This is a genomic window from Streptomyces tubercidicus (assembly GCF_027497495.1).
Taxonomy (GTDB): Bacteria; Actinomycetota; Actinomycetes; order Streptomycetales; family Streptomycetaceae; genus Streptomyces; species Streptomyces tubercidicus.
Window position 1 is genome coordinate 3,329,611 of record NZ_CP114205.1, and the last position, 20,537, is coordinate 3,350,147.

A 20,537-nucleotide genomic window follows, 5' to 3' on the forward strand; every position below is an offset into this window, starting at 1 on the left:
ACTGCTGGTGCGGGGGCCGGAGCACGGCCGGTGTGAGATACGCGGCATCGGGCCCGGCCGTCGCACCCGCCGTCGCATCCTGCCGTCGCCCGCTCAGCCCGCCGCCCGCCGGTTCGCCTTCGAACGGGAGCGCTTCTCGACGTACATCCGCTGATCGGCCGACTCCAGCACCTCCTCGGCCGACATCCCGCAGCTCGCCCAGCCGATGCCGAAGCTGGCGCCCACCCGGACCGCGCGGCCCTCCACGCGGATCGGCGGGATGATCGCGTTCCGCAGCCGGACCGCCAGATCCTGGGCGTCGGCGGTGCCGAGTCCGTCGGCGAGCACCACGAACTCGTCGCCACCTAGCCGCGCGACCGTATCGCCGTCCCGGACCCCGCTGGTCAGCCGCCGGGCGACCTCTATCAGCACCGCGTCACCGGTGTTGTGCCCGAAGCGGTCGTTGATCGACTTGAAGCCGTCGAGGTCGCAGAAGAGCACCGCGAGCCCCTTGGAGCCGTCGTCGGCCGGCCCGTCCGCGGGGGCGACGAGATGCACATGGTGGTCGAACGGGGGCGGAGGCGCGCCCTCGAAGCCGTCGAGCCCGTCGAAGGGCTCCCTCGCGTCCGGCCGGAAGACGTGCGGGCCGCCGGGGTCGGTGCTGAGGGTGCCCGAGGAGGCGTAGGCGTCCGCCATCGAGCCGGGCGGACGGGAGCACAGCCGGGCGCCGAGCCGGGCCCGCAGCTCGGCGCTGTTGGGCAGCCCGGTCAGCGAATCGTGGCTGGCGCGGTGGGCGAGCTGGAGCTCGTGCCGCTTGCGCTCCTCGATGTCCTCGACGTGAGTGAGCAGGAAACGGGGGCCGTCGGCGGTGTCGGCGACGACGGAGTTGCGCAGCGAGACCCACACGTACGTGCCGTCCCGGCGGGCCAGCCGCAGCTCGGCCCGGCCGCCCTCGGCGGAGGTGCGCAGCAGCGTGCCGATGTCCTCGGGGTGGACGAGGTCGGAGAACGAGTAGCGGCGCATTCCGGAGGCCGGGCGGCCCAGCAGCCGGCACAGCGCGTCGTTGGTGCGGAGCAGCCGTCCGTGCTGGTCACCGCCCATTTCGGCGACGGCCATCCCGCTCGGCGCGTACTCGAACGCCTGCCGGAAGCTCTCCTCGCTGGCGCGCAGCGCCTGCTGATCGCGCTCCAGCCGGACCAGTGCGCGCTGCATGTTGGCCCGTAGGCGGGCGTTGCTGATCGCGATGGCGGACTGGAAGGCGTACATCTGCAGGGCTTCCTGGCCCCAGGCGCCGGGCCGCCGGCCGTTGCGCGGCCGGTCGACGGAGATCACTCCGAGCAGTTCGCCGCCGCCGTTGGCCGCGGTGTACATGGGCGCGAAGAGGCGGTCCATGGGGTGCCACTCGTCGGGGAACCGGGGCGCGGGGCCGGCCGTGTGCCACTGCGGTACGTCGTCGTCATCGAGCACCCAGCCCTCGGTGTGCGAGATGAAGCACAGATCGCCCCAGCGCTCCCCCATGGACAGCCGGCGCTCCCAGGAGGCGCGCGAGCCGACCCGTCCGGCCATGAGCGCCTCGGCGCCCGCGCTGCCCGCCACCGCGGCGACGACGAGATCGCCGTCGGGGCGGACGAGATTGACCGCGGACAGCTCATAGCCGAGCCCGGTGATCACGCCGTCGGCGACGGTCTGCAAGGTGTCCGCAAGGCTACGTGCGGTATTCAGCTCGGCCACCACTTGGTGCAGCTGCCGCAGGGTCGCAAGACGGACGTATGGCTCCGACTCGGTCTCCATCGCTCGCTCTCCCTGAGACCTCGACAGCAAACTCCACGATTTCTTGTCGTCCGATTCCCCGCTCACTGAATCACAGTGAGCTGTTCACTCGGTACACAGGGTCAACAATTAGCGCCTGCTGTGACTCAAGTCACAAGCGATGAACGACGGTTGGCGATCTTCCATAAAACCGCCACGGGAGCGCGCCTTCACTCTTTCTACACTTACTGAACGCAAATTCCGAGCGATTCCGGAACTCCGCCGTCAGACCTAGGGCGCGAGTCGTTCCGAGGCCCGATGCGCACCGCGGCCGGCCGAAGTTAGCGTTTATGGCGTGTTCACGAAGACTCCCGCCGATACGGCGGCCTCCGGGCCCGCCGCCCACCCCGCACCCGTCGTCGCCCTCGCCTCCGTACCGGTCGGCGCGCCGATCCCGCATTCTGATGGGGTGAGTGACGACGAGTTCCGTGCCGCCCTGTCCCGCCTGTCCGCCGGCGTGGTGCTGATCACCGCCCACGACCCGGACAGCGGGCCGCACGGCGAGGACGCCGGCATGACCGCCACGGCGTTCCTCTCCGTGTCCCTCGACCCGCCCCTGGTGATGGTGAGCGTTCGCAACGACTCGCGGATGGACGACCTGCTGGAGCTGCAGCCCTACTGGGCCGTGTCGGTACTGTCGGGACATCAGCGACAGATCGCCGGACGATTCGCCATGAAGGGCCGCATCAGCGACCGGCTGCTCTTCGAGGACCTTCCGTACGTACGGGGCGAAGCGTCCGGCGCACCGCTCATCGGGGGCGCCCTCGCGACGCTGGAGTGCCGTACGGAGCAGCGGGTCGTGGCCGGGGATCACACGCTGGTCATCGCACGCGTACTGGCCACGTCGATCCCGAATGAGGACGACGGGCCGCTGACGTATTTCCGGGGGAAGTATCGGCAGTTGGGGTGAGGTGGGGGGCTGTTCGGGGCAGGCGGGGCCTTCTGGGTGACGGGCGGGGCGGCCTGGGCGGGGCGGTCCGGGCCGTCCGGGCGGTGGCCGGGCGGGGCCGTCAGCCCCAGTCGCGGCCCGAGCGGCCGCGCTTGGTGTCGCCGCGCTGCTTCTTCTCGCGCAGCCGCCGCTCATTGATGCCCCGTGGGATCCGCGATTTACGGCGCGGCTTGGGCGGCGGCGCGGTGCCCTCGGCGAGCAGCGCGGCCAGCCGGACGGCGGCGGTCTCGCGGTTGCGCCACTGCGAGCGGTGCTCGGAGGCCCGTACGGACAGCACGCCGTCGACCAGCCGGCCGGCCAGCCGCTCCAGGGCGCGCTCCTTCCACACCGGCGGCAGAGCCTGCGTTTTGCCGAGGTCGAAGCGCAGCTCAACCTGACTGTCGCTGGTGTTGACGTGTTGGCCGCCGGGACCTGAGGAGCGCGAGAAACGCCAGACGAGCTCGGCCTCTGGAAGGACGACCGAACCGCGGATGACATAGGGCCCGGACATGAGTCCTATGATCCCGCGCCGCGCACGCCCCCGTCACCCGTTTTTCGGGGTCCGTGCGGAGCGCGCACATCAGAATTCGGCAAAGAGAGTAAAGACTTCTGGAACCTGGCATCCGCTCATGGCGTTGTGGTGAGTAACGGTAGCTTCGTGCGCAGTGCGGAGCCCGACGCTTCGACGAGTCGACAAGGAAAGGGACATCCCATGGCTGTAAGCCTGTCCAAGGGCGGCAACGTCTCCCTCACCAAGGAGGCCCCGGGCCTGACCGCCGTCACGGTGGGCCTCGGCTGGGACGTCCGCACCACCACCGGCACGGACTTCGACCTCGACGCGAGCGCCATCGCGGTCAACCCGAGCGGCAAGGTCTTCTCCGACCAGCACTTCGTCTTCTTCAACAACAAGGCGACGCCCGACCAGTCCATCGTGCACACCGGTGACAACGTCACCGGCCAGGGCGAGGGCGACGACGAGCAGATCAACGTCAACCTGGCGGCGCTGCCGGCCGACATCGACAAGATCGTCTTCCCGGTCTCGATCTACGACGCCGAGAACCGCAGCCAGAACTTCGGCCAGGTGCGGAACGCCTTCATCCGCATCGTCAACCAGGCCGGCGGCACCGAGGTCGCCCGCTACGACCTCAGCGAGGACGCCGCCACCGAGACCGCCATGGTCTTCGGCGAGCTGTACCGCAACGGCGCCGAGTGGAAGTTCCGCGCGGTCGGCCAGGGTTACGCCTCGGGCCTCGTCGGCATCGCCCAGGACTTCGGCGTCAACGTCTGAGTTGGCTTCTGATCTGGTCCAGTTCTCATCAGCTCTGGCCAGGGCAGCGGAGGGCCGGTTCCCCATGCGGGGGCCGGCCCTCGGTGCGTTTAGGGGGGCGGCGGCGGGTGCGCCGCGTGTGGCCCGCCCGCTCAGGCGACCGCGTCCGTTCAGACGTCGCGCCCGTTCAGGCGTCGCGCCCGTTCAGGCGACCGCGTCCGTGACCTCTTCCGGTGGCGTGGCCATGGCCGCCACCTCGTCCAGCGACAGTCCGAGCGCCCCGGCCAGCGCGGCGATCGTGAAGAACGCCGGTGTCGGCGCCCGGCCGGTCTCGATCTTCCGCAGCGTCTCGGCGGACAGCCCCGCCGCCGCCGCGACCTCGACCATGCTCCGCTCGCCGCGCGCCGCCCGCAGCAGCGCGCCGAGCCGCTCACCGCGTTCACGTTCCTGAGGGGTCAAGGGAGTTCGCACCATGCCCGTGATACTAATACCGGTAAAGAAATACCGGTAAACAAATACCGCCTGCCACGACGCTGACGCGGCGCGGGCGGCGGTGAGCGGGAGGTCAGGCACATGGTGGAGATCAAGACGGACGCGGCACTGGACGCGATGCGGGCGGCGGGCCGGGTCGTCGGCGAGGCGCTGGAGGCGGTGCGGGCGGCGGCTGCGCCGGGCATGCAGCTGCGGGAACTGGACGAGGTCGCCCGTACGGTCCTGCGCGAGGCCGGTGCCGACTCACCGTTCCTCGGCTACCGTCCGTCCTTCGCCGCCACTCCGTTCCCTGCCGTCCTCTGCGTCTCCGTCAATGACGCGATCGTGCACGGCATTCCGGACCGGTCGCGGCTGGTCGACGGCGACCTGGTCAGCATCGACTGCGGCGCCCTGGTGGACGGCTGGGCCGGCGACGCGGCCCTCAGCTTCACGGTCGGCACCGCCCGCCCCGAGGACCAGCGGCTGATGGACACCACCCGGCAGGCACTGGAGGCGGGTATCGCGGCGGCCGTGGTCGGCGCCCGGATCGGCGATATCGCCCATGCGATCGGCAGCGTCGGACGCGCCGCCGGCTACGGCATCCCCGAGGACTTCGGCGGACACGGCATCGGCCGGCAGATGCACGAGGACCCGCCGGTCCCCAACGACGGCCGCCCGCACCGCGGCATGGTCCTCCGCCACGGCCTGGTCCTCGCCATCGAGCCGATGTTCCTGGCCGGCGGCAAGAACGCCTACTACGAGGCCGCCGACGGCTGGACCCTCCGCACCTCGGACGGCTCCCGCGCCGCCCACTTCGAGCACACGGTGGCGGTTACGGATGCGGGGCCGCGGGTGCTGACTACCGCGTAGGGGGTGGGAGCGGGTGGGGCGGGCGGCGCGTGGCCAGACGGACATGGCCGGGCGTGCGTAGCTGGGGCGCGTGGCCGGGCGTGCGTGGCTGGGCGCGTCCCCGGGCGTACTTGGCTGGGTGCCTCGCCGGGCATGCGTAGCCGGGAGCCCGTCGCCGGGCGTGCGTGGCCGGGCCGCCTCGCCGGGCATGCGTAGCCGGGAGCGCGTCGCCGGGCGTGCGTGGCTGGGCGAGTCGCCGGGCGTGCGTGGCCGGGCCGCCTCGCCGGGCTTGCAGCGCCGGGCGTCCTGGCAGGCAGGCTGAGGGCGAGAGCGCTGCTCAGGGGCCGTGGGGGTGGCCGTGGGGGTGCTCCGGCCTGCGGGAAGGGCTTGGGGAGGGCACCATGGAAGCGGCGCCGGGCGCGGGGTGCTGTCGCGTCCGCCGCTGCTTCTTCTGGAGCGCCGCCCATGAGCCCATCCGCTGCCGGATCCGCGCACACTCCCGTCAGTGTGCTGCTCTGCGAGGACCACGCCGTCATACGGGCCGGGCTGCTCGCCCTGCTCGGCAGCGCCCACGGCATCGAGGTCATCGGTGAGGCCGGGGACGGCGAGGAGGCCGTGGCGCTGGCCGCCGTGCTCCGCCCCGATGTCGTCCTGATGGATCTCGAACTCGGCTCCGGTCTCGACGGCGTCGAGGCCACCCGGCGCATCACCCGCGCCGACGCCCCCGGTGCTCCCGATGACCCCGATGCCCCCGGCGTCCCCCATGTCCTCGTGCTGACCACGTACGACACCGACGCCGATATCGCCCGTGCCATCGAAGCCGGCGCCGCAGGGCATCTGCTCAAGGCCGAGCCGCCGGAGGAGCTGTTCGCCGCGATCCGGGCAGCGGCCGAGGGGCGCAGTACGCTCGCCGCTTCCGTCGCGCACCGCGTGCTGCCCCAGATGCGCAGCCCGCGCCCCACCCTCACCGACCGGGAGCTCAAGATCCTCGGCCGGCTCGCCCGCGGGCTGAGCATCCGCGAGATCGCCCGTGCGCTGTCCACCAGTGAGGCCACGGTCAAAACGCAGCTGGAGCGGATCTACGACAAGCTCGGCGTGGCTTCCCGGACCGCCGCGGTCTCCGTCGCCAGGGAGCACCGGCTGCTGCCCTGACCGATGGCACCGGCGGACGGCCGCGCACCGCGTGACACCATCGAGGGGTGATCGACCTCGGCTACTCCCTCTCCCGCCGCTTCCCGGATCCGCCGCAGACGGACTACCGGACCGCGGACGTGCGCACGCTGCGCCATGACCTCTTCTGCGGCGATGTCTACCTCGCCGACACGAAGAAGGACCGCGAGCTGTCCACGGCCTGGGGCTGGGTGCCGGTCCTCGACTTCGCCTGGGCGCTGTGCGACATCGTCGAGCAGCTCGACACCGACCCCCGGGGCAACCGCTCCGCCCGCCCGATCCACGCCGAGCTGGACTTCACCGAATCCGCCGACCGGATCTTCTTCGAGCGCCGCTTCGGGTGGGTTGACGTCGACGCCGACTGGATGCCGGCCGACGAGGCCCCGCTCACCTTCAACCACTCCGCGCTGCGCCGCGAGGCCCGCGACTTCCTGCACGACCTGATCGCCGACCTGACCGATATGCACGACGGCCTCGGCGACAACCCCGCCATCTGGGACCTCCAGGCCCGCTTCCCCCGCGTCTGAGCTCCCGACCCGCTTCCCCCGCGTCTCCACCTCCGACCCGTTTCCCCCGCTGACCTCCGGGCGGACGCCCGCGCTCGCGCCGTACGACCAGCGGCCGCAGACGTCGCCACGTCGGCCGGACGCCGACGCCCACTCCCACGCCGTACGCCACCGAGCCGGGCCCTCAGACCACCGCCCGGCCCCGCCGACCCTCACTCCACCCGCACGCCTATCTGTGCCGCGAACACCGGGGCCAGATCCAGAAGTTGGGCCGGGCTGATGACCGCGCCCGACAGGCGGTCGATTCCGCGCGCGATGTCCAGTGCGGCGGCGCCCCGCAGATCGACGTCCGTCATCCGCGCCTCGGAGAAATCCACCCGGGTCAGGGTGCAGTCGTCGAACGTCACCCGCTCCAGCACCGCCCCGGCGAAGTCCGCCTCGACCAATACACACCCCTCGAAGGCGACATCCCGCAGCTTCGCCTGCCGCAGATTCGGGAAGTCGATCTTCCCGCCGCGCACCACGACCCTCTCCAGCACCGCCCCGTGCAGCTGCGTCCCGCCGAGCCGGGCGTCGGACACCTCCACATCGCGCAGGGACGCCTGGGACAGATCCGTGCCGACCCCGCGGACACCGCTCAGCACGCTGTCGATGAACCGCGCCCGGCCGAGCACGGTCTCGTCCAGCGCGCAGCGCCGTACCGCGCAGTCCATGAAGCGGGCGCCGCGCGCGGACTGCCCGGCCCAGTCGGCGTCCGCGAACTCCAGCCCGTCGTAGTCCCCTTCGGCTTCCAGCTCGCCGCCGTCGTACGCCGCCAGCTGCGGAAGCCGTACCTCCGGCCGCCGCACCGCCCGCACCGTCTTCTCGCCGCGCCCTGCCACGCGATCACCGCCTTCCATGCCGCCCCGTGGCCCCTCGCACCTGCACACCCCATCGTGAACCACACCACTGACAATGGGCTCTGACCTGCGAAAACAGCCGCGTTGGGGAGCGGGAGGCAGCTCCCGCGACAGGGCCGGGCGGGGCGGCCCGCGCCAGCCGCCCGGCCCCGGCCCCGCCGCCCGTCCCTACCGCACCACCGCCATCTCCCGCGACGTCTGGTTCAGCCGCCGCCCGCCGGTCTCCGTGCACGTCACGATGTCCTCGATCCGCACCCCGAAGCGGCCCGGCAGATAGATCCCCGGCTCGATCGAGAAGCACATCCCGGGCACCAGCGGCAGATGCTCGCCCTCGACCAGATAGGGCGGCTCGTGGGTGGTCACCCCGATGCCGTGCCCGGTCCGGTGGATGAAGTACTCGCCGTACCCGGCGGCCTTGATCACCTTCCTGGCCACCCGGTCGACGTCCTGGCACGCGATGCCCGGCCGCACCGCCTCGAACGCCGCCTGCTGCGCCTCCCGCACGATGTCGTGCACCTTGCGCTCCTCGGCCCCCGGCTCCCCGACATGCACGGTCCGCGTCGTATCCGACCCGTAGCCGTCTTTGAGGCCGCCGAAGTCGAGCACCACCATGTCGCCGTCCTCGATGACCCGCTCCCCGGCCTCGTGGTGCGGATTGGCGCCGTTGGGGCCCGACCCCACGATCGTGAAGTCCACCTGGCTGTGCCCGTGCTCGGTCAGCAGCCGCACCAGATCCGCCGCCACCTCGGACTCCCGCCGCCCGCCGAAGCGGACGGTCAGGATCTCCTCGTACGCCGCATCGGCGGCGGCCCCGGCCGCGGCCAGCAGCTCCACCTCCTGGGCGTCCTTGACGGCGCGCAGCATCGGCAGCACCTCCGTCAGCGCGGCGTAGGCGCTCCCGGGCACCGAGCGCTGGAGCCCCAGCAGATGCATCGCCCAGGTGGAGTCGGACATTCCGTAACGCCCCTGTGGGGCCATCCACTTGGCGACCTCGGCATACGGGTCCGAACCGTCGGTCCACCCCGACACCTCCATCGCCCAGGCGCCCGGGGAGTACTCCGCATCCGGGTACTCCAGTACGGGCACCAGCAGCCGCGGGCGCCGCTCCGGCTCGATCACCAGGGCGGTCAGCCGTTCGGTGACCGCGGTCGGCCGGTAGCCGCACAGCCAGGTCAGATCCGGCCCCGGCGTCACAATCAGCCCGGCCAGCCCGGCATCGGCGGCGGCCCGGCCCGCCCGCGCCATCCGTCGCTCGTAGTCCACCTGCGTCATCGAAGTCACCATGTAGTCACCATGGCGGTGAACTTACGCCGATCCGGCTTCTCCGGCCCGCCGTTTCCCCACCCCTACGGGCCCCTTCACTCCTCCAGTTCACCCCTCACTCACTTCAGCCTCCTCCACCTCCTGCCTTCCGATGTGCCCCCGATACGCACGCAGCGCGCGGGCGCTGTTCCAGCCGAGCGCGCCCACCACCCGGCCGCGGAGGCGGTAGAGCGCGACAAAGGCGCGGGACCGTGGATCGCCGTCGACGCACTCCACCTGGGCGTCGGCGGGGCACCGGCCATGGAACTGGATCTTGGCGTCGTACTGGTCGGTCCAGCCGAACGGGATCGGCGCGTAGGGCTCGGAGCCCCCGGGACCGGCAAGCAGGTTCCTGGCGGCCGCGCGGGCCTGGTCGGTGGCGTTCATGCGCTGTTCGAGACGGACGCGGCCGCCGGTGGCCGGGTCCGGCCAGTTGGCGACGTCTCCCGCCGCGTACACACCGGGCGCCGCCCGGCAGTGGCTGTCGCAGCGCACCCCGTCGCCCAGGGAGAGCCCGGAGTCGGCCAGCCACTCGACGGCCGGCACCGAGCCGATCGCGACCACGACCACGTCGGCGGGGAGCCGGGTGCCGTCGTCGAGCACCACGGCGGTCACCCGGCCGCAGGCACCGGTCAGTTCGGTGACGCCGCGCCCCATGTGCAGCCGGACCCCGTGGTCCCGGTGCAGGTCCGCCACCAGCCCGCCCACCCAGGTGCCGACCTGCCGGGCCAGTGGGGCGGGCTCGGGGTCGACGAGGGCGACGTCCAGGCCGAGGCCCCGCGCGGTGGCGGCGATCTCGCTGCCGAGGAAGCCGGCGCCGATCACCACGACCCGGGGGCCGGAGCCCCACTGCGCCCGCAGCGTCAGGGCGTCGTCGAGTGTGCGCAGCACATGCACACCGGCCAGGTCGTGCCCGAAGGGCAGCCGCCGGGGCCGCAGTCCGGTGGCGAGGAGCAGACCGTCGTAGGGCAGCCGGTCCCCGTCGGCCAGGGTGACGGTGCGCGCCGCCGGGTCCAGCCCGGTTGCCCGACAGCCCAGCCGGAGATCCAGCTTGAGCCGCCCGAGGTCCGCCTCCTGGCGCAGCACGGTCCGCTCCGGTTCCCACGTACCGGCCAGCACCTGTTTGGACAGCGGCGGCCGGTCATACGGGGCCCACAGTTCCTCGCCGACCATCGTCAGCGACCCGGTGAATCCCTCGCGCCGGAGGGCGTCGGCCGCGGTGAGCCCCGCGGCCGACGCGCCCACCAGGACGATCCGGTCCATGGCAGGCACTACGGCAGCACCTCGATGGCAAGGGCGGGGCAGCGGACAGCGGCGTCCTCCACCGGGGCGCGCCGGCTCTCCGGCGGGGCGGCGTCGAGCAGGACGACGATGCCGTCCTCGTCGCGCTGGTCGAAGACCTCGGCGGCGGCCATGACGCACTGCCCTGCGCCGACGCACTTGTCCTCGTCAATAACGACCTTCATCGGGGGGATTCCCTCTCTCCTGTGGGCTTCGGTGGTGGCAAGGCAGCCGGGGCGGCTACCAGGTCACGGGCAGTTCGTGGACGCCGTAGATGAGCATGTCGTCGCGCATCGGCACCTGGTCCGCCGGTACCGCCAGCCGCAGCGTGGGGAACCGGTCGAACAGGGCGGACAGCGCGGCCTTCATCTCCACCCGGGCCAGCTGCTGCCCGATGCACTGGTGGACGCCGTGCCCGAACGCGAGGTGCGTGCGGTAGGGCCGGTGGATGTCCAGCGCGTCGGGGCTGTCGGGGAACTGCGTCGCGTCCCGGTTTCCCGAGGACAGTGAGGCGAGCACGGTGGCGCCGGCCTCGATGCGGTGGCCGTCCAGCTCCACGTCCTCCAAGGCGACCCGGCGCAGCCCGTACTGAATGATCGTCAGGTATCGCAGCAGCTCCTCGACGGCGCCGTCCATGAGGGCGGGGTCGGACCGTAGTGCCGCCAGCTGCTCGGGGTTTTCCAGCAGGCACATGGTCCCCAGCGCGATCATGTTCGCGGTGGTCTCGTGCCCGGCGAGCAGCAGCAACGAGCCGACCCCGGCCAGCTCTTCGTCGGTGAGCTGCTCGGACTGCACCAGGCCGCTGAGGATGTCGTCCGTGGGGTGGGCCCGCTTGGCGACGGCCAGTTGGTGGATGTACTCGTTCATCGCCGATTGCGCCTGCATCACCTCGTCGCGGGAGGCTTCGAGCCGGAGCACCATGCTGGAGTTCTCCTGGAATTCCGCCCGGTCCTCGTACGGCACCCCCAGCAGCTCACAGATCACCAGTGAGGGGATGGGCAGGGCGAAGGCCTGGAGGAGATCAACGGGCCCCTCGGCGCCCGCCATGGCCTCCAGCTGATCGGCGACGATCTGCTCCACCGCCGGAGCGAGCTTCTGCATCCGGCGCACCGTGAACTGGCCCGTGAGCAGCCGCCGGAACCGGGTGTGCTCCGGGCCGTCCATCATGATGAACATGCCCGGCGGGGGCGGCGCCAGCGGAGCGTCGGGCGCGTCTCCGGGCCGGACCCGTCGGCGGTTGGCGCCGAACCGCGGGTCGGCGAGCACCGTCCGCACGTCCGCGTACCGGCTGACCACCCAGCCCTTGGCACCATCAGGGAAGGTCACCGGCGTGATCGGATCCTCCTCCCGCAGCGTCCGGTATCCCTCCGGCGGGCTGAACGGGCAGGTCCGTCCCATGGGCTGGGTCCCGGGGGTGTGCCGGGTACTGGTGGTGGGCTGGTTACCGGTCATCGGACAGTCCTTTCCAAGGGGTGTTACGGGATGGGGTGTTACGGGGTGGGGCGTTATGGGGCGGAGGGTGCCGGGGCAGGCTCGGACGGGGCAGGTCGGTGCGGGGCAGGTCGGTGCGGGGCAGGTAGGGATGGGGCCGGGCTCGTGCCGACGGGGGCCTCGCAGCGGTGCGTACCGACGGAGCGCCGGTAGACGCGCCACCCCAGGAGTGCGCCGATCGCGAGCACGAGGGGCTGGAAGACATCGACCGTCCCGAGGGCGACGGCCTCGCCGGCCAGGAACAACGGGAGCTGGACCGACAGCATCAGGAGATTGCCGGCGTAGAGGACCAGATGGCCTTTGGCGAAGGCCCGGCGGCGCACCGTACAGCGGCGCCAGGCCGTCCGCTCGCCCGTGGCCAGCCCCACCATCACGCCCAGCGGCGGCCAGCCGAGCCACAGCAGCACCGGCGTCACCACGGCCATCACGCCGTGCAGCACGAGGTGCGGAAGGAAGAAGTTGGTGGCGTCCCCGGTGCGCCCGGCCAGTACGCCCTGGACGCAGACCACGGCGAGGACGGCGAGCGCCTGCCGCACCGGCTCCTTGCGCACCAGCCGGAGGAGGAAGACCCCCGCCCCGGCGGCCAAGGCGAGCGTCAGCGCGACGCCGAGCCGGTGGGTGAGGGCGAAGGTCAGGGTGAACCCGAAGACGGGCGTCACATCGATCACGGTGCTGCGCAGCCGCTTCCGTACGGCGATACGGACGGCGTCCGCACCTCCGGGTGCGGGGTCTGCGGCAGGATCCACGGGGTCTCCAGGCATCGCGGCGGACGGTGGTCGTTCCGATGTCGTGGTCCAGAAAAACGGGCCCCGTTGACCGGCCCCGGTCGGCAACCTGACCATTGCCTGACAGCCGGAGCCCGCGCAGGCCCGTGCCGCGCGCCGCTGGTCCGCCCGTACTGCTCATGCGGCTCGCTCATGCGGCCCGTGCAGCTTGCTCATCCGCAACTCACACGGCCCGTGCGGCTCATGCCGCTCGCTCGTGCCGACGCCCGGGAACCGGCTGACGCGCCGACACGTTGTCGTCGCAGACACCACGACGCGATGGGTGACCGACATGCTTTCCGCCTCGCCGACAAGTGGCGCACCGCTACCCCGCGGAAGCGGGCAGCGGCTGCTCGTCGTGGACGACGACCCGCGGATGTCGGAGCTCCTGGAGACCACACTCGGCCTCGCGGGCTACGAGGTCACCACCGCCGGCTGCGGCGGCGAGGCCCTGCGCGCCTACGCGGAACTGCCCCCCGATCTGCTGGTGCTGGACGTCCTGCTGCCCGACCTCGACGGCTTCACCGTCTGCCGCCGCCTGGTGGAGAACGGGGCCCGGCTGCCGGTGCTGTTCCTGACCGCGCGGGACTCCGTCGACGACCGGGTGACGGGCTTCGCGATGGGCGCGGACGACTACCTCACCAAGCCCTTCAGCCTCCCCGAACTCCTCGCCAGGGTGCATGCCCTGCTGCGCCGCGCCGGCCGGTCCGCGGAGACCGGCCCGCTGCTGTGCTTCGCCGATCTGACCGTCGACGAACGCACCAGACGGGTCCGTCGCGGGGACCGCCAGATAGCGCTGTCGCCGACCGAGTACAAGCTGCTGCGCTACTTGCTGATCAATACCGACCAGGTGTTGTCGAAGGAACAGATCATGGACCACGTCTGGCAGCACCACTTCGGCGAGGGCGTCGTCGAGAAGCTCGTGTCCCGGCTCCGGGCCAAGGTGGACGCCAAAGCGCCCGCCCTGATCCATACGATGCGCGGCTTCGGCTACAGTCTGCGGCTCCCCGAAGGCGGCTGAGATGGCCGGCGCGTGGCGCGGCTCCCTGCGGGCACGGCTGATGGTGGGCGTCGTCCTGCTGGCGGCCGTGGGCATGGTGGCCGTCAACGCGGTGTCGCTGATCGGGCTGCGGCTCAACCTCGTCGACGTCGCCGATGCCACCCTCACCAAGACCCGGCAGACCGTTCAGCACCGGGCGCACCACCGACGCCGCCCCGTCGACGAGGACAACCTCAACTCCCTCCTTCCCGACGGCACCTACATCGCGCTGGTCAACAACCGGGGCCGGGTGGTCGCCCAGACCCCGGCACGGGATCTCGACGGGCGCCCCCGCTCCCGCCCCGACCTGCCCGCCCCGATACCCGACGGCTTCGCCGAGCACATCGTCACCCTCTCCGCCCGGGACACGCCGGTCCCCCGGTACCGCATCCTGAGCTTCCCGCTCGGCCACTCCGCCACGGTCCGGCCCTCCCCCGGGGCAGCACCCCAGGCGTTCAGCAGGGTGGTCGTCGCCAAGAGCCTCCAGCCCGCTGACGATGTCGTGTACTGGCTGATCGGCTCCGACTCCGCCGCCACACTGGCCGTGCTCGGGGGCATCGTGCTGCTCAGCCGCGGGGTGCTGGGCGTGGGCCTGCGGCCGCTGCGGGACATGGCCGCCACCGCGACCGCGATCGCCGACGGCGACCTCGACCAGCGCATCGAGGTCGCCCGCCGTCACTCCGAGGTGGGAGAGGTGGGCACCGCCCTCAACCGGGCCTTCGACGAACGCCAGCGATCCGAGGAGCAGCTCCGGCAGTTCGTGGCCAACGCCTCCCATGAGCTGCGCACTCCGCTGACCACGATCCGGGGCTGGGCCCAACTCCATCTGCACGGCCTTGCCCAGGACCCCGCGCTCATCGAGCGCGCGATGCTGCGTATCGAGGGCGAGGCGGCCAGGATGCACTCCATGGTCGAGGAGTTGCTGCTGCTCGCCCGCCTCGACCAGGGCCGCCCGCTCGCGCACGCCCCGGTGGACCTCGCCGCACTCGCCGACGAAGCCGTCACCGACGCCCGGGTCGTCGCCCCCGACAGACCCCTCACCCTCGACGTACCGGACGAGGTGCACACCTGCGGCGACGAGGACCGCCTCCGCCAGGTACTCCAAAACCTCCTGAGCAACGCACTACGCCACACCCCACCCCACACCCCGGTATCCGTAACGGCCCGCGCGCTCCCCAACGGCACCACAGAACTGGCAGTCACCGACCAGGGCCCCGGCATACCCCCGGAAACAGCCGCCCGAATCTTCGAACGCTTCTACCGCGGCGACGAATCCCGCACCCCCACCAGCGGCGGCACCGGCCTCGGCCTCAGCATCGTCCGCTCCATAGCCGAGGCCCACAACGGCACGGCCACCGTCCACACCTCCCCGGGCAAGGGCAGCACCTTCAGGGTCACACTGCCGGGAGCGGGGTGAACGACCGCGGGCGGCCCCGCCGATGTCCGCATCTCCCGCATCTCCCGCATCTCCCCTTCGGCGCTTGGCTCTTGAGGCCAAAGCCAGACGCAGAAGCGTGCGCGGGAGGAGAGTCCCGCCGCATGGCCATCAACTACCGCAAGCGCCACAGCGCGCTCGCTTGAGTCCGTCCGTACACGTCGCAGGCCCGGCCGGTGTTTCCGGTCGGGCCTGCGACGTGCTGGGGCGAGTGTCAGCGACGGTGTGCGCGTGGTGTTGCGGGTGCTGGCCGTTGGGCGGAGTTCTGGAGGAGCGCGTGGTCTGAGGCTTTGTGGTGGGAACGGCTGCTAGGGCGTGGGCGGGAGGTCTGCGGTGCGGCGCAGGCGCCAGACGAGGACGTCGCTGATGGATTCGGCGGTGTCCAGTTCCTGACGGGCGGCGGCCTCGGAGAGCAGGGTGCTGGGGATTGTGGCCGGCGTGTTCGGCGTCGGCGAGGGTGGCTGCCAGGGCGTCCCAGCCGGGCTCGTCCAGGATGGCGTCGTTGAGTTCGGGCAGGGCGGCGTGCAGGGTAGTGGCGTGGTGGCGGCGCAGGGACGGGGCGGTGCGGCGGCCACGTTCGCGCAGCACCGTGAGGGGTTCAACGGCTGCCTGCCGGTAGGCAGCTCGCAGGTGCTCGGCGGCCTGTCGGGCAGCTTCGGGCTGCTGGGCGTGCCAGTGCGCGGCGGCACTGGCGAGGAAGACCAGCATGTCGAGGACCATCGCGGTGCCGGCTCCGTCCTCGCTCCGGCCGAGCGCGGGCCCGCTGTGGATGAGGTCGCGGGCCGCGCGGCGCAGGTCCTGCAGCCACAGCCTCTGCCCGGGTGACCAGTAGGGCCGCCCAGGCTCGCTCAGCACCACTGCTGTCCGCCGACGTTGATGTCAGCCGCAGATGTCAGCAGCCCTCCCCGACTGGCTCGATGGCCTCGGCCCACTCACGAGCTGACCAGGGGTTACCGGGTACCCCAAGCCGCGCGGCCACTACGTCATCAAGGAAGCGTGGGTTGGGGATCTCCAGGGCATCATGCGGCCACCAGAAGGAGTCACATTCAGTGCACAGGGAGAACGTAGATCCGTCGTCCTTGAACCGGTAGGAATGAACCCAGTCCTCCTCGCAGCGCGGACACAGTGGAAGCTGTGTGGGCATGCACGTCGCCGTTCAGATCGAGTGGAAGGCGCTCGGGTCGGTTCCCGGCGGAAGGCTCCTGGTCATGTTCACGTAGACCGGACCGTAAGGAGTGGCGGTCTGCCACGCCTCCCACTGATCTAGATCATGGGAGCAGAACCTCTTCAAGAAGCTGAGGAACTCCTTGAACTCATCGTCCGACAGTCGGCCGTTCTCCACCTGGTCCATGCACCGAGGTTAGATGACCGTCCCAGGACAGGAGTGGACCTCCAAGCTTTGGGCTTGGGAATCACCGTGCGTTCCGTGCCGACTCTGGGGCTGAGCTGCGCGAACAGTGGTTGGCGTTGCGGCGGCGGCCCATGTGTGGTGATCCGCGATTGACCGCGGTTTACCCCCCGTTCTGGTGCGCATCTGGTGCGGTGTGATGCAGCCTCGCAAGTGGAGTAGTTCCTTGCAGCAGAGGGATGCCAGTGTCCCGAGGGTTTGGCGCGCGGACCTTCCAGACAACCTAGGGGTGGGCATGGAGTGGACAGCAGTCGTGGCGACGGCTGTGGGTACGGTCCTTGGCGTGGTCAGCACACTTGTTGCCGACCGCATTCGGTGGCGCCGAGAGAGGTCGGAAAGGGACCGCGCTGAGCTGCGCACCTCTTTCATGGAATACCTGGGTGCCCTAGCTCAGGCCCGCGACGCCTTCTCTCGGGCAGAGCCTTCACAGGAGCGCGTCGGCAGGGGGCACATCGCGATCAGCGAGTACGGCGTGTATGCCGCGCAGCACCAACTGGAGTTGGTGGCACCGCAGCCGATCCTTGAATTGGCTCGCCAGGCCACCCTTACGGTGCTCGACTTCCATGACGCGGTGGTTGCCGGTCATGACGCGGACTCGGACGAGTACATGAACGCGTGGCGGGCTGCGCGTGAGGCCCGTGGCAGGTTGGTTGAGGCGATGCAGACAGCTCTCCGTCTCCACGACGCCCGGCACGGCTGCGCCTCACCGCGGCCGGCGTCGCCCCGCGCGTGCTGATGGAGATCCTCGGCCACAGCCAGATCAGCATGACCATGGACGTCTACACGCACGTCGCCCAGGACACGCAGCGGGAAGCGATCAGCCACATGGACCGGCTCCTGAAACGGCGGCTCCGGGACTGATCGACCGACCGTCCCCGTTGATGTCACCCGTGGATGTCAGAAGCCCCAGGCCGCTACCGGCCTGGGGCTTCTTCCCTGCTCAAGCTAAGAGCCCCCTGTCGGATTCGAACCGACGACCTTCGCTTTACAAGAGCGGTGCTCTGGCCAGCTGAGCTAAGGAGGCGCGCGTGAAGCAGTGTACCCAGGTGTGCCGGATGCCGGTTCCCATTTCGTGGCTGCAGGGCTACTGACACCGGGGCCGGGCGCGGGTAGCGTCACGGAGAGTCCACGCATCTGTGGACTACACCACTCCTTTTACTCGGATCGTCCGGCACGTTCCTGCCGGTGAAGGGATTCACCATGGCTACGGTCACGTATGACCAGGCAACCCGTATCTACCCGGGTTCCGACAAGCCCGCCGTCGACAAACTGGACATCGCCATCGAAGACGGCGAATTTCTTGTCCTGGTCGGCCCCTCCGGATGCGGCAAGTCCACCTCGCTGCGGATGCTCGCGGGGCTGGAGGACGTCGACGGGGGCGCCATCCGTATCGGGGACCGCGATGTCACCCACCTTCCGCCCAAGGACCGGGACATCGCCATGGTGTTCCAGAACTACGCGCTGTATCCGCACATGACGGTCGCCGACAACATGGGCTTCGCGCTCAAGATCGCCGGTGTGCCGAAGGCCGAGATCCGGCAGAAGGTCGAGGACGCGGCCAAGATCCTGGACCTGACCGAGTACCTGGGGCGCAAGCCCAAGGCGCTGTCCGGTGGTCAGCGGCAGCGGGTCGCGATGGGCCGGGCGATCGTCCGGGAGCCGCAGGTCTTCCTGATGGACGAGCCGCTGTCCAACCTGGACGCCAAGCTGCGCGTCCAGACCCGTACGCAGATCGCGGGGCTGCAGCGCCGGCTCGGGATCACGACGGTGTACGTCACGCACGACCAGGTGGAGGCGATGACGATGGGCGACCGGGTCGCCGTGCTCAAGGACGGTCTGTTGCAGCAGATCGACTCGCCGCGGAACATGTACGACCGGCCGGCGAACCTGTTCGTGGCGGGCTTCATCGGCTCGCCCGCGATGAACCTCGTCGAGGTGCCGATCACCGACGGCGGCGTGAAGTTCGGCAACAGCGTCGTCCCGGTCAACCGTGAGGCGCTGTCCACGGCCGCCGACAAGGGCGACCGGACGGTGACCGTGGGCGTGCGCCCCGAGCACTTCGACATCGTCGAGCAGAACGACTCCGCCGCGAAGTCGCTGTCCAAGGAGTCCGCGGACGCACCGGCCGGTCTGGCCATCACGGTCAATGTCGTCGAGGAACTCGGCGCCGACGGCTATGTGTACGGCACCGCGGAGGTCGGCGGCGAGGTCAAGGATCTCGTCGTACGGGTCAACGGCCGCCAGGTCCCGGAGAAGGGCAGCCGGCTGCATGTCGTGCCGCGGGCGGGCGAGACGCATGTGTTCTCGACGTCGTCGGGGGAGCGGCTCACCGACTGAGGCGGTGGTAATTCCTAGAGCGGCGGCGGTATCGGGGGAGCCCGGTGCCGCCGCCGTGGCGTTGCGGTCGACAGTCAGCGGGCCCCGGCGCGCCGCCATGGCGCCACCACGCCACCACGCCACCACGCCACCACCACGGCACCACGGCACCACGGCACCACGGCACCAAGTCACCCCCTACTCGGACATAACCCGACTTTCCACACCAGTGCGTCAACATCACAACCGCACCGACGGGCCATTGCGTCCCCCGATATGGTGACCAAATGTCGCCAAATCATCACTCCTCGCTACGATCGCGACCGTGAACTCCGCAGCCCGCCGCATCGGCAGAACTCTCGCCCTCGTCCTTCCCGTCGTCCTGGTGCTGTCCGGGACCCTCGCGGTCACCCGCGTCCCCTGGTCGTCGACGGCCACCGACTCCCAGGTGCTCACCGCGTCCTCCGGGAAGGCCCTCACCAAAACCGCCGTCCGCGCCCCCGAGGAGGCGCTGCGCAAGCGTCTGCTGGTCGAGCTCCAGGAGAAGGACCCGGGCGTCGCCCTGACCCACCTCCAGGAGGCGACCACCAAGCGCCCCTCACTGGCCAAGCACTGCGTCTCCATCGCCCGTGACCTCGGCCGTGCCGCGGTTGCCAAGTACGGGGCCGCACACCGCGCCCAGGCCTTCTCCCGCCCGGTCTGCGACACCTCCTTCGCCACCGGCGTCGCCGCCGCCCAGTGACCCCTGCTCGCACCGCATAGGGTGCGATCCATGACAGGTGCCCCGCATCCTTATCCCACGCAGGCCGTGGTCCTGGCCGGCGGCCAGGGCTCACGTCTCCGCCCGTACACCGACGACCGCCCCAAGCCGATGGTCGAGATTCCCGGAACCGGAACCCCGATCATCGGCCACCAGCTGAACTGGCTGGCCGGGGAAGGCGTCACGGACGTCGTCGTCTCCTGCGGGCATCTCGCCGGGGTCCTCCAGGAATGGCTGGACGGGGCCCAACTGCCGTTGCGCGTCACGACTGTTGTCGAGACCGAACCGCTGGGCCGCGGCGGTGGCCTCAAGTACGCGGCCGGCTCACTGCCCCGCCCGGACGAGCCCTGGTACGCCACCAACGGCGACATCTGGACCCGCTTTCCGCTCCGTGAGATGGCCGCCTTCCACCACGAGCGCGCTGCCGAGGCCACTCTTGCGCTGGCCCGCCCCCGCATTCCCTGGGGCGCCGTGGAGACCGACGCGTTCGGGCATGTGCTGGACTTCATCGAGTCGCCGCCCTCGCCGTATCTGATCAACGCCGGTGTCTACGTCTTCTCCGCCGCCTTTACGGCGCTGCTGCCCGACCGCGGCGACCATGAGCGCACCACCTTCCCGCGCCTCGCCCGCGAACGCCGACTGGCCGGTTTCCCGCTCCCCCAGGGCGCCTACTGGCGCGCCATCGACACCGCCAAGGACCTCACCGAGGCCGCGAAGGAGCTGAGCGCTCAAGGGCGTTGAGCCGGCGCGCGGAGCGCCCGGAGGAGCGGAGCGGCGGAGTGCGCCTGGGGAGCCGACAGGGCCGTTGGGAACGCCCGGAGCGCCGCGCAGGCCGTTGGGAACGCCCAGAGCGCCCCGCAGGC

General features: G+C 70.9%; 21 protein-coding genes, 1 tRNA gene and 2 pseudogenes. 11 read left to right on the forward strand and 13 right to left on the reverse strand.

Annotation, left to right across the window (positions count from 1 at the left end):
- Nucleotides 1–93 precede the first annotated feature (93 nt).
- Nucleotides 94–1,770 (reverse strand): diguanylate cyclase CdgB, encoded by a 1,677-nt coding sequence (gene cdgB / locus STRTU_RS14235; RefSeq protein WP_159743878.1) that lies wholly within the window; start codon nt 1,768–1,770, stop codon nt 94–96.
- 313 nt (nt 1,771–2,083) lie between these two features.
- On the opposite strand from cdgB, the gene STRTU_RS14240 reads away from it, so the two are divergent.
- Nucleotides 2,084–2,698: a flavin reductase family protein gene (locus tag STRTU_RS14240; RefSeq protein ID WP_246240501.1), complete on the forward strand. Its 615-nt coding sequence runs from the start codon at nt 2,084–2,086 to the stop codon at nt 2,696–2,698.
- A 100-nt stretch (nt 2,699–2,798) separates the two neighbouring features.
- Here the strand turns inward: STRTU_RS14240 and arfB are convergent, their stop codons facing one another.
- A complete protein-coding gene (gene arfB, locus STRTU_RS14245) occupies nt 2,799–3,227 on the reverse strand; it encodes an alternative ribosome rescue aminoacyl-tRNA hydrolase ArfB (protein WP_159743879.1) in 429 nt (142 codons plus the stop codon).
- A 201-nt stretch (nt 3,228–3,428) separates the two neighbouring features.
- Between arfB and STRTU_RS14250 the strand changes: the two genes are divergently transcribed.
- The gene (locus STRTU_RS14250) at nt 3,429–4,004 is read left to right on the forward strand and encodes a TerD family protein (protein ID WP_159743880.1); all 576 of its coding nucleotides are present in this window, start codon (nt 3,429–3,431) and stop codon (nt 4,002–4,004) included.
- A gap of 183 nt (nt 4,005–4,187) precedes the next feature.
- Here STRTU_RS14250 and STRTU_RS14255 read toward each other — a convergent pair whose 3' ends face one another.
- A complete protein-coding gene (locus tag STRTU_RS14255) occupies nt 4,188–4,457 on the reverse strand; it encodes a helix-turn-helix domain-containing protein (RefSeq protein ID WP_159743881.1) in 270 nt (89 codons plus the stop codon).
- Nucleotides 4,458–4,556: 99 nt separating this feature from the next.
- Here STRTU_RS14255 and map point away from each other — a divergent pair, with 99 nt between their 5' ends.
- The 3 genes from map to STRTU_RS14270 all read left to right on the forward strand — a co-directional run bounded on the left by map (nt 4,557) and on the right by STRTU_RS14270 (nt 7,000).
- Nucleotides 4,557–5,324: a type I methionyl aminopeptidase gene (map, locus tag STRTU_RS14260; RefSeq protein WP_159743882.1), complete on the forward strand. Its 768-nt coding sequence runs from the start codon at nt 4,557–4,559 to the stop codon at nt 5,322–5,324.
- Nucleotides 5,325–5,768: 444 nt separating this feature from the next.
- Nucleotides 5,769–6,455 carry a response regulator gene (locus STRTU_RS14265; protein WP_159743883.1) on the forward strand — a complete coding sequence of 229 codons (687 nt, stop codon included), beginning with the start codon at nt 5,769–5,771 and terminating at the stop codon, nt 6,453–6,455.
- Nucleotides 6,456–6,502: 47 nt separating this feature from the next.
- Nucleotides 6,503–7,000 carry a hypothetical protein gene (locus STRTU_RS14270; protein ID WP_159743884.1) on the forward strand — a complete coding sequence of 166 codons (498 nt, stop codon included), beginning with the start codon at nt 6,503–6,505 and terminating at the stop codon, nt 6,998–7,000.
- A gap of 191 nt (nt 7,001–7,191) precedes the next feature.
- On the opposite strand, the gene STRTU_RS14275 is transcribed toward STRTU_RS14270, so the two are convergent.
- The 6 genes from STRTU_RS14275 to STRTU_RS14300 form a co-directional block, all read right to left on the reverse strand.
- Nucleotides 7,192–7,836: a pentapeptide repeat-containing protein gene (locus STRTU_RS14275; protein WP_159746932.1), complete on the reverse strand. Its 645-nt coding sequence runs from the start codon at nt 7,834–7,836 to the stop codon at nt 7,192–7,194.
- 210 nt (nt 7,837–8,046) lie between these two features.
- A complete protein-coding gene (locus tag STRTU_RS14280; protein ID WP_159746933.1) occupies nt 8,047–9,150 on the reverse strand; it encodes an aminopeptidase P family protein in 1,104 nt (367 codons plus the stop codon).
- A 99-nt stretch (nt 9,151–9,249) separates the two neighbouring features.
- Nucleotides 9,250–10,443, reverse strand: a complete 1,194-nt coding sequence (locus STRTU_RS14285) for an NAD(P)/FAD-dependent oxidoreductase (protein WP_159746934.1) — start codon at nt 10,441–10,443, stop codon at nt 9,250–9,252.
- Between the two features lie 8 nt (nt 10,444–10,451).
- On the reverse strand, nt 10,452–10,646 hold the full coding sequence (locus STRTU_RS14290) for a ferredoxin (protein ID WP_159743885.1): 195 nt from the start codon (nt 10,644–10,646) through the stop codon (nt 10,452–10,454).
- Nucleotides 10,647–10,701: 55 nt separating this feature from the next.
- Complete coding sequence (locus tag STRTU_RS14295; protein WP_159743886.1) at nt 10,702–11,913, reverse strand: cytochrome P450; 1,212 nt, start codon at nt 11,911–11,913, stop codon at nt 10,702–10,704.
- Between the two features lie 53 nt (nt 11,914–11,966).
- On the reverse strand, nt 11,967–12,698 hold the full coding sequence (locus STRTU_RS14300) for a DUF3159 domain-containing protein (protein ID WP_159743887.1): 732 nt from the start codon (nt 12,696–12,698) through the stop codon (nt 11,967–11,969).
- Nucleotides 12,699–13,008: 310 nt separating this feature from the next.
- Here STRTU_RS14300 and STRTU_RS14305 point away from each other — a divergent pair, with 310 nt between their 5' ends.
- Nucleotides 13,009–13,737 (forward strand): response regulator transcription factor, encoded by a 729-nt coding sequence (locus STRTU_RS14305; RefSeq protein WP_167539242.1) that lies wholly within the window; start codon nt 13,009–13,011, stop codon nt 13,735–13,737.
- A gap of 1 nt (nt 13,738) precedes the next feature.
- Nucleotides 13,739–15,172, forward strand: coding sequence for a sensor histidine kinase (locus tag STRTU_RS14310; protein ID WP_159743888.1), 1,434 nt, complete (start codon nt 13,739–13,741; stop codon nt 15,170–15,172).
- Nucleotides 15,173–15,501: 329 nt separating this feature from the next.
- Here STRTU_RS14310 and STRTU_RS14315 read toward each other — a convergent pair.
- The 3 genes and pseudogenes from STRTU_RS14315 to STRTU_RS14325 all read right to left on the reverse strand — a co-directional run.
- Nucleotides 15,502–15,985, reverse strand: a pseudogene (locus STRTU_RS14315) (mobilization protein); the annotation flags it as partial.
- A gap of 361 nt (nt 15,986–16,346) precedes the next feature.
- A complete protein-coding gene (locus STRTU_RS14320; protein WP_159743890.1) occupies nt 16,347–16,541 on the reverse strand; it encodes a hypothetical protein in 195 nt (64 codons plus the stop codon).
- A gap of 481 nt (nt 16,542–17,022) precedes the next feature.
- On the reverse strand, nt 17,023–17,184 hold the full coding sequence (locus tag STRTU_RS14325) for a hypothetical protein (RefSeq protein WP_159743891.1): 162 nt from the start codon (nt 17,182–17,184) through the stop codon (nt 17,023–17,025).
- Between the two features lie 84 nt (nt 17,185–17,268).
- On the opposite strand from STRTU_RS14325, the pseudogene STRTU_RS14330 reads away from it, so the two are divergent.
- Nucleotides 17,269–17,459 (forward strand): annotated as a pseudogene (locus STRTU_RS14330) (tyrosine-type recombinase/integrase); the annotation flags it as partial.
- Nucleotides 17,460–17,548: 89 nt separating this feature from the next.
- Here STRTU_RS14330 and STRTU_RS14335 read toward each other — a convergent pair.
- Nucleotides 17,549–17,622, reverse strand: a tRNA-Thr gene (locus STRTU_RS14335).
- 176 nt (nt 17,623–17,798) lie between these two features.
- Here STRTU_RS14335 and STRTU_RS14340 point away from each other — a divergent pair.
- The 3 genes from STRTU_RS14340 to STRTU_RS14350 all read left to right on the forward strand — a co-directional run bounded on the left by STRTU_RS14340 (nt 17,799) and on the right by STRTU_RS14350 (nt 20,415).
- A complete protein-coding gene (locus tag STRTU_RS14340) occupies nt 17,799–18,935 on the forward strand; it encodes an ABC transporter ATP-binding protein (RefSeq protein WP_159743893.1) in 1,137 nt (378 codons plus the stop codon).
- Nucleotides 18,936–19,239: 304 nt separating this feature from the next.
- Nucleotides 19,240–19,656 (forward strand): hypothetical protein, encoded by a 417-nt coding sequence (locus STRTU_RS14345; protein ID WP_159743894.1) that lies wholly within the window; start codon nt 19,240–19,242, stop codon nt 19,654–19,656.
- A 30-nt stretch (nt 19,657–19,686) separates the two neighbouring features.
- Nucleotides 19,687–20,415: a nucleotidyltransferase family protein gene (locus tag STRTU_RS14350; protein WP_159743895.1), complete on the forward strand. Its 729-nt coding sequence runs from the start codon at nt 19,687–19,689 to the stop codon at nt 20,413–20,415.
- Nucleotides 20,416–20,537: the final 122 nt, after the last annotated feature.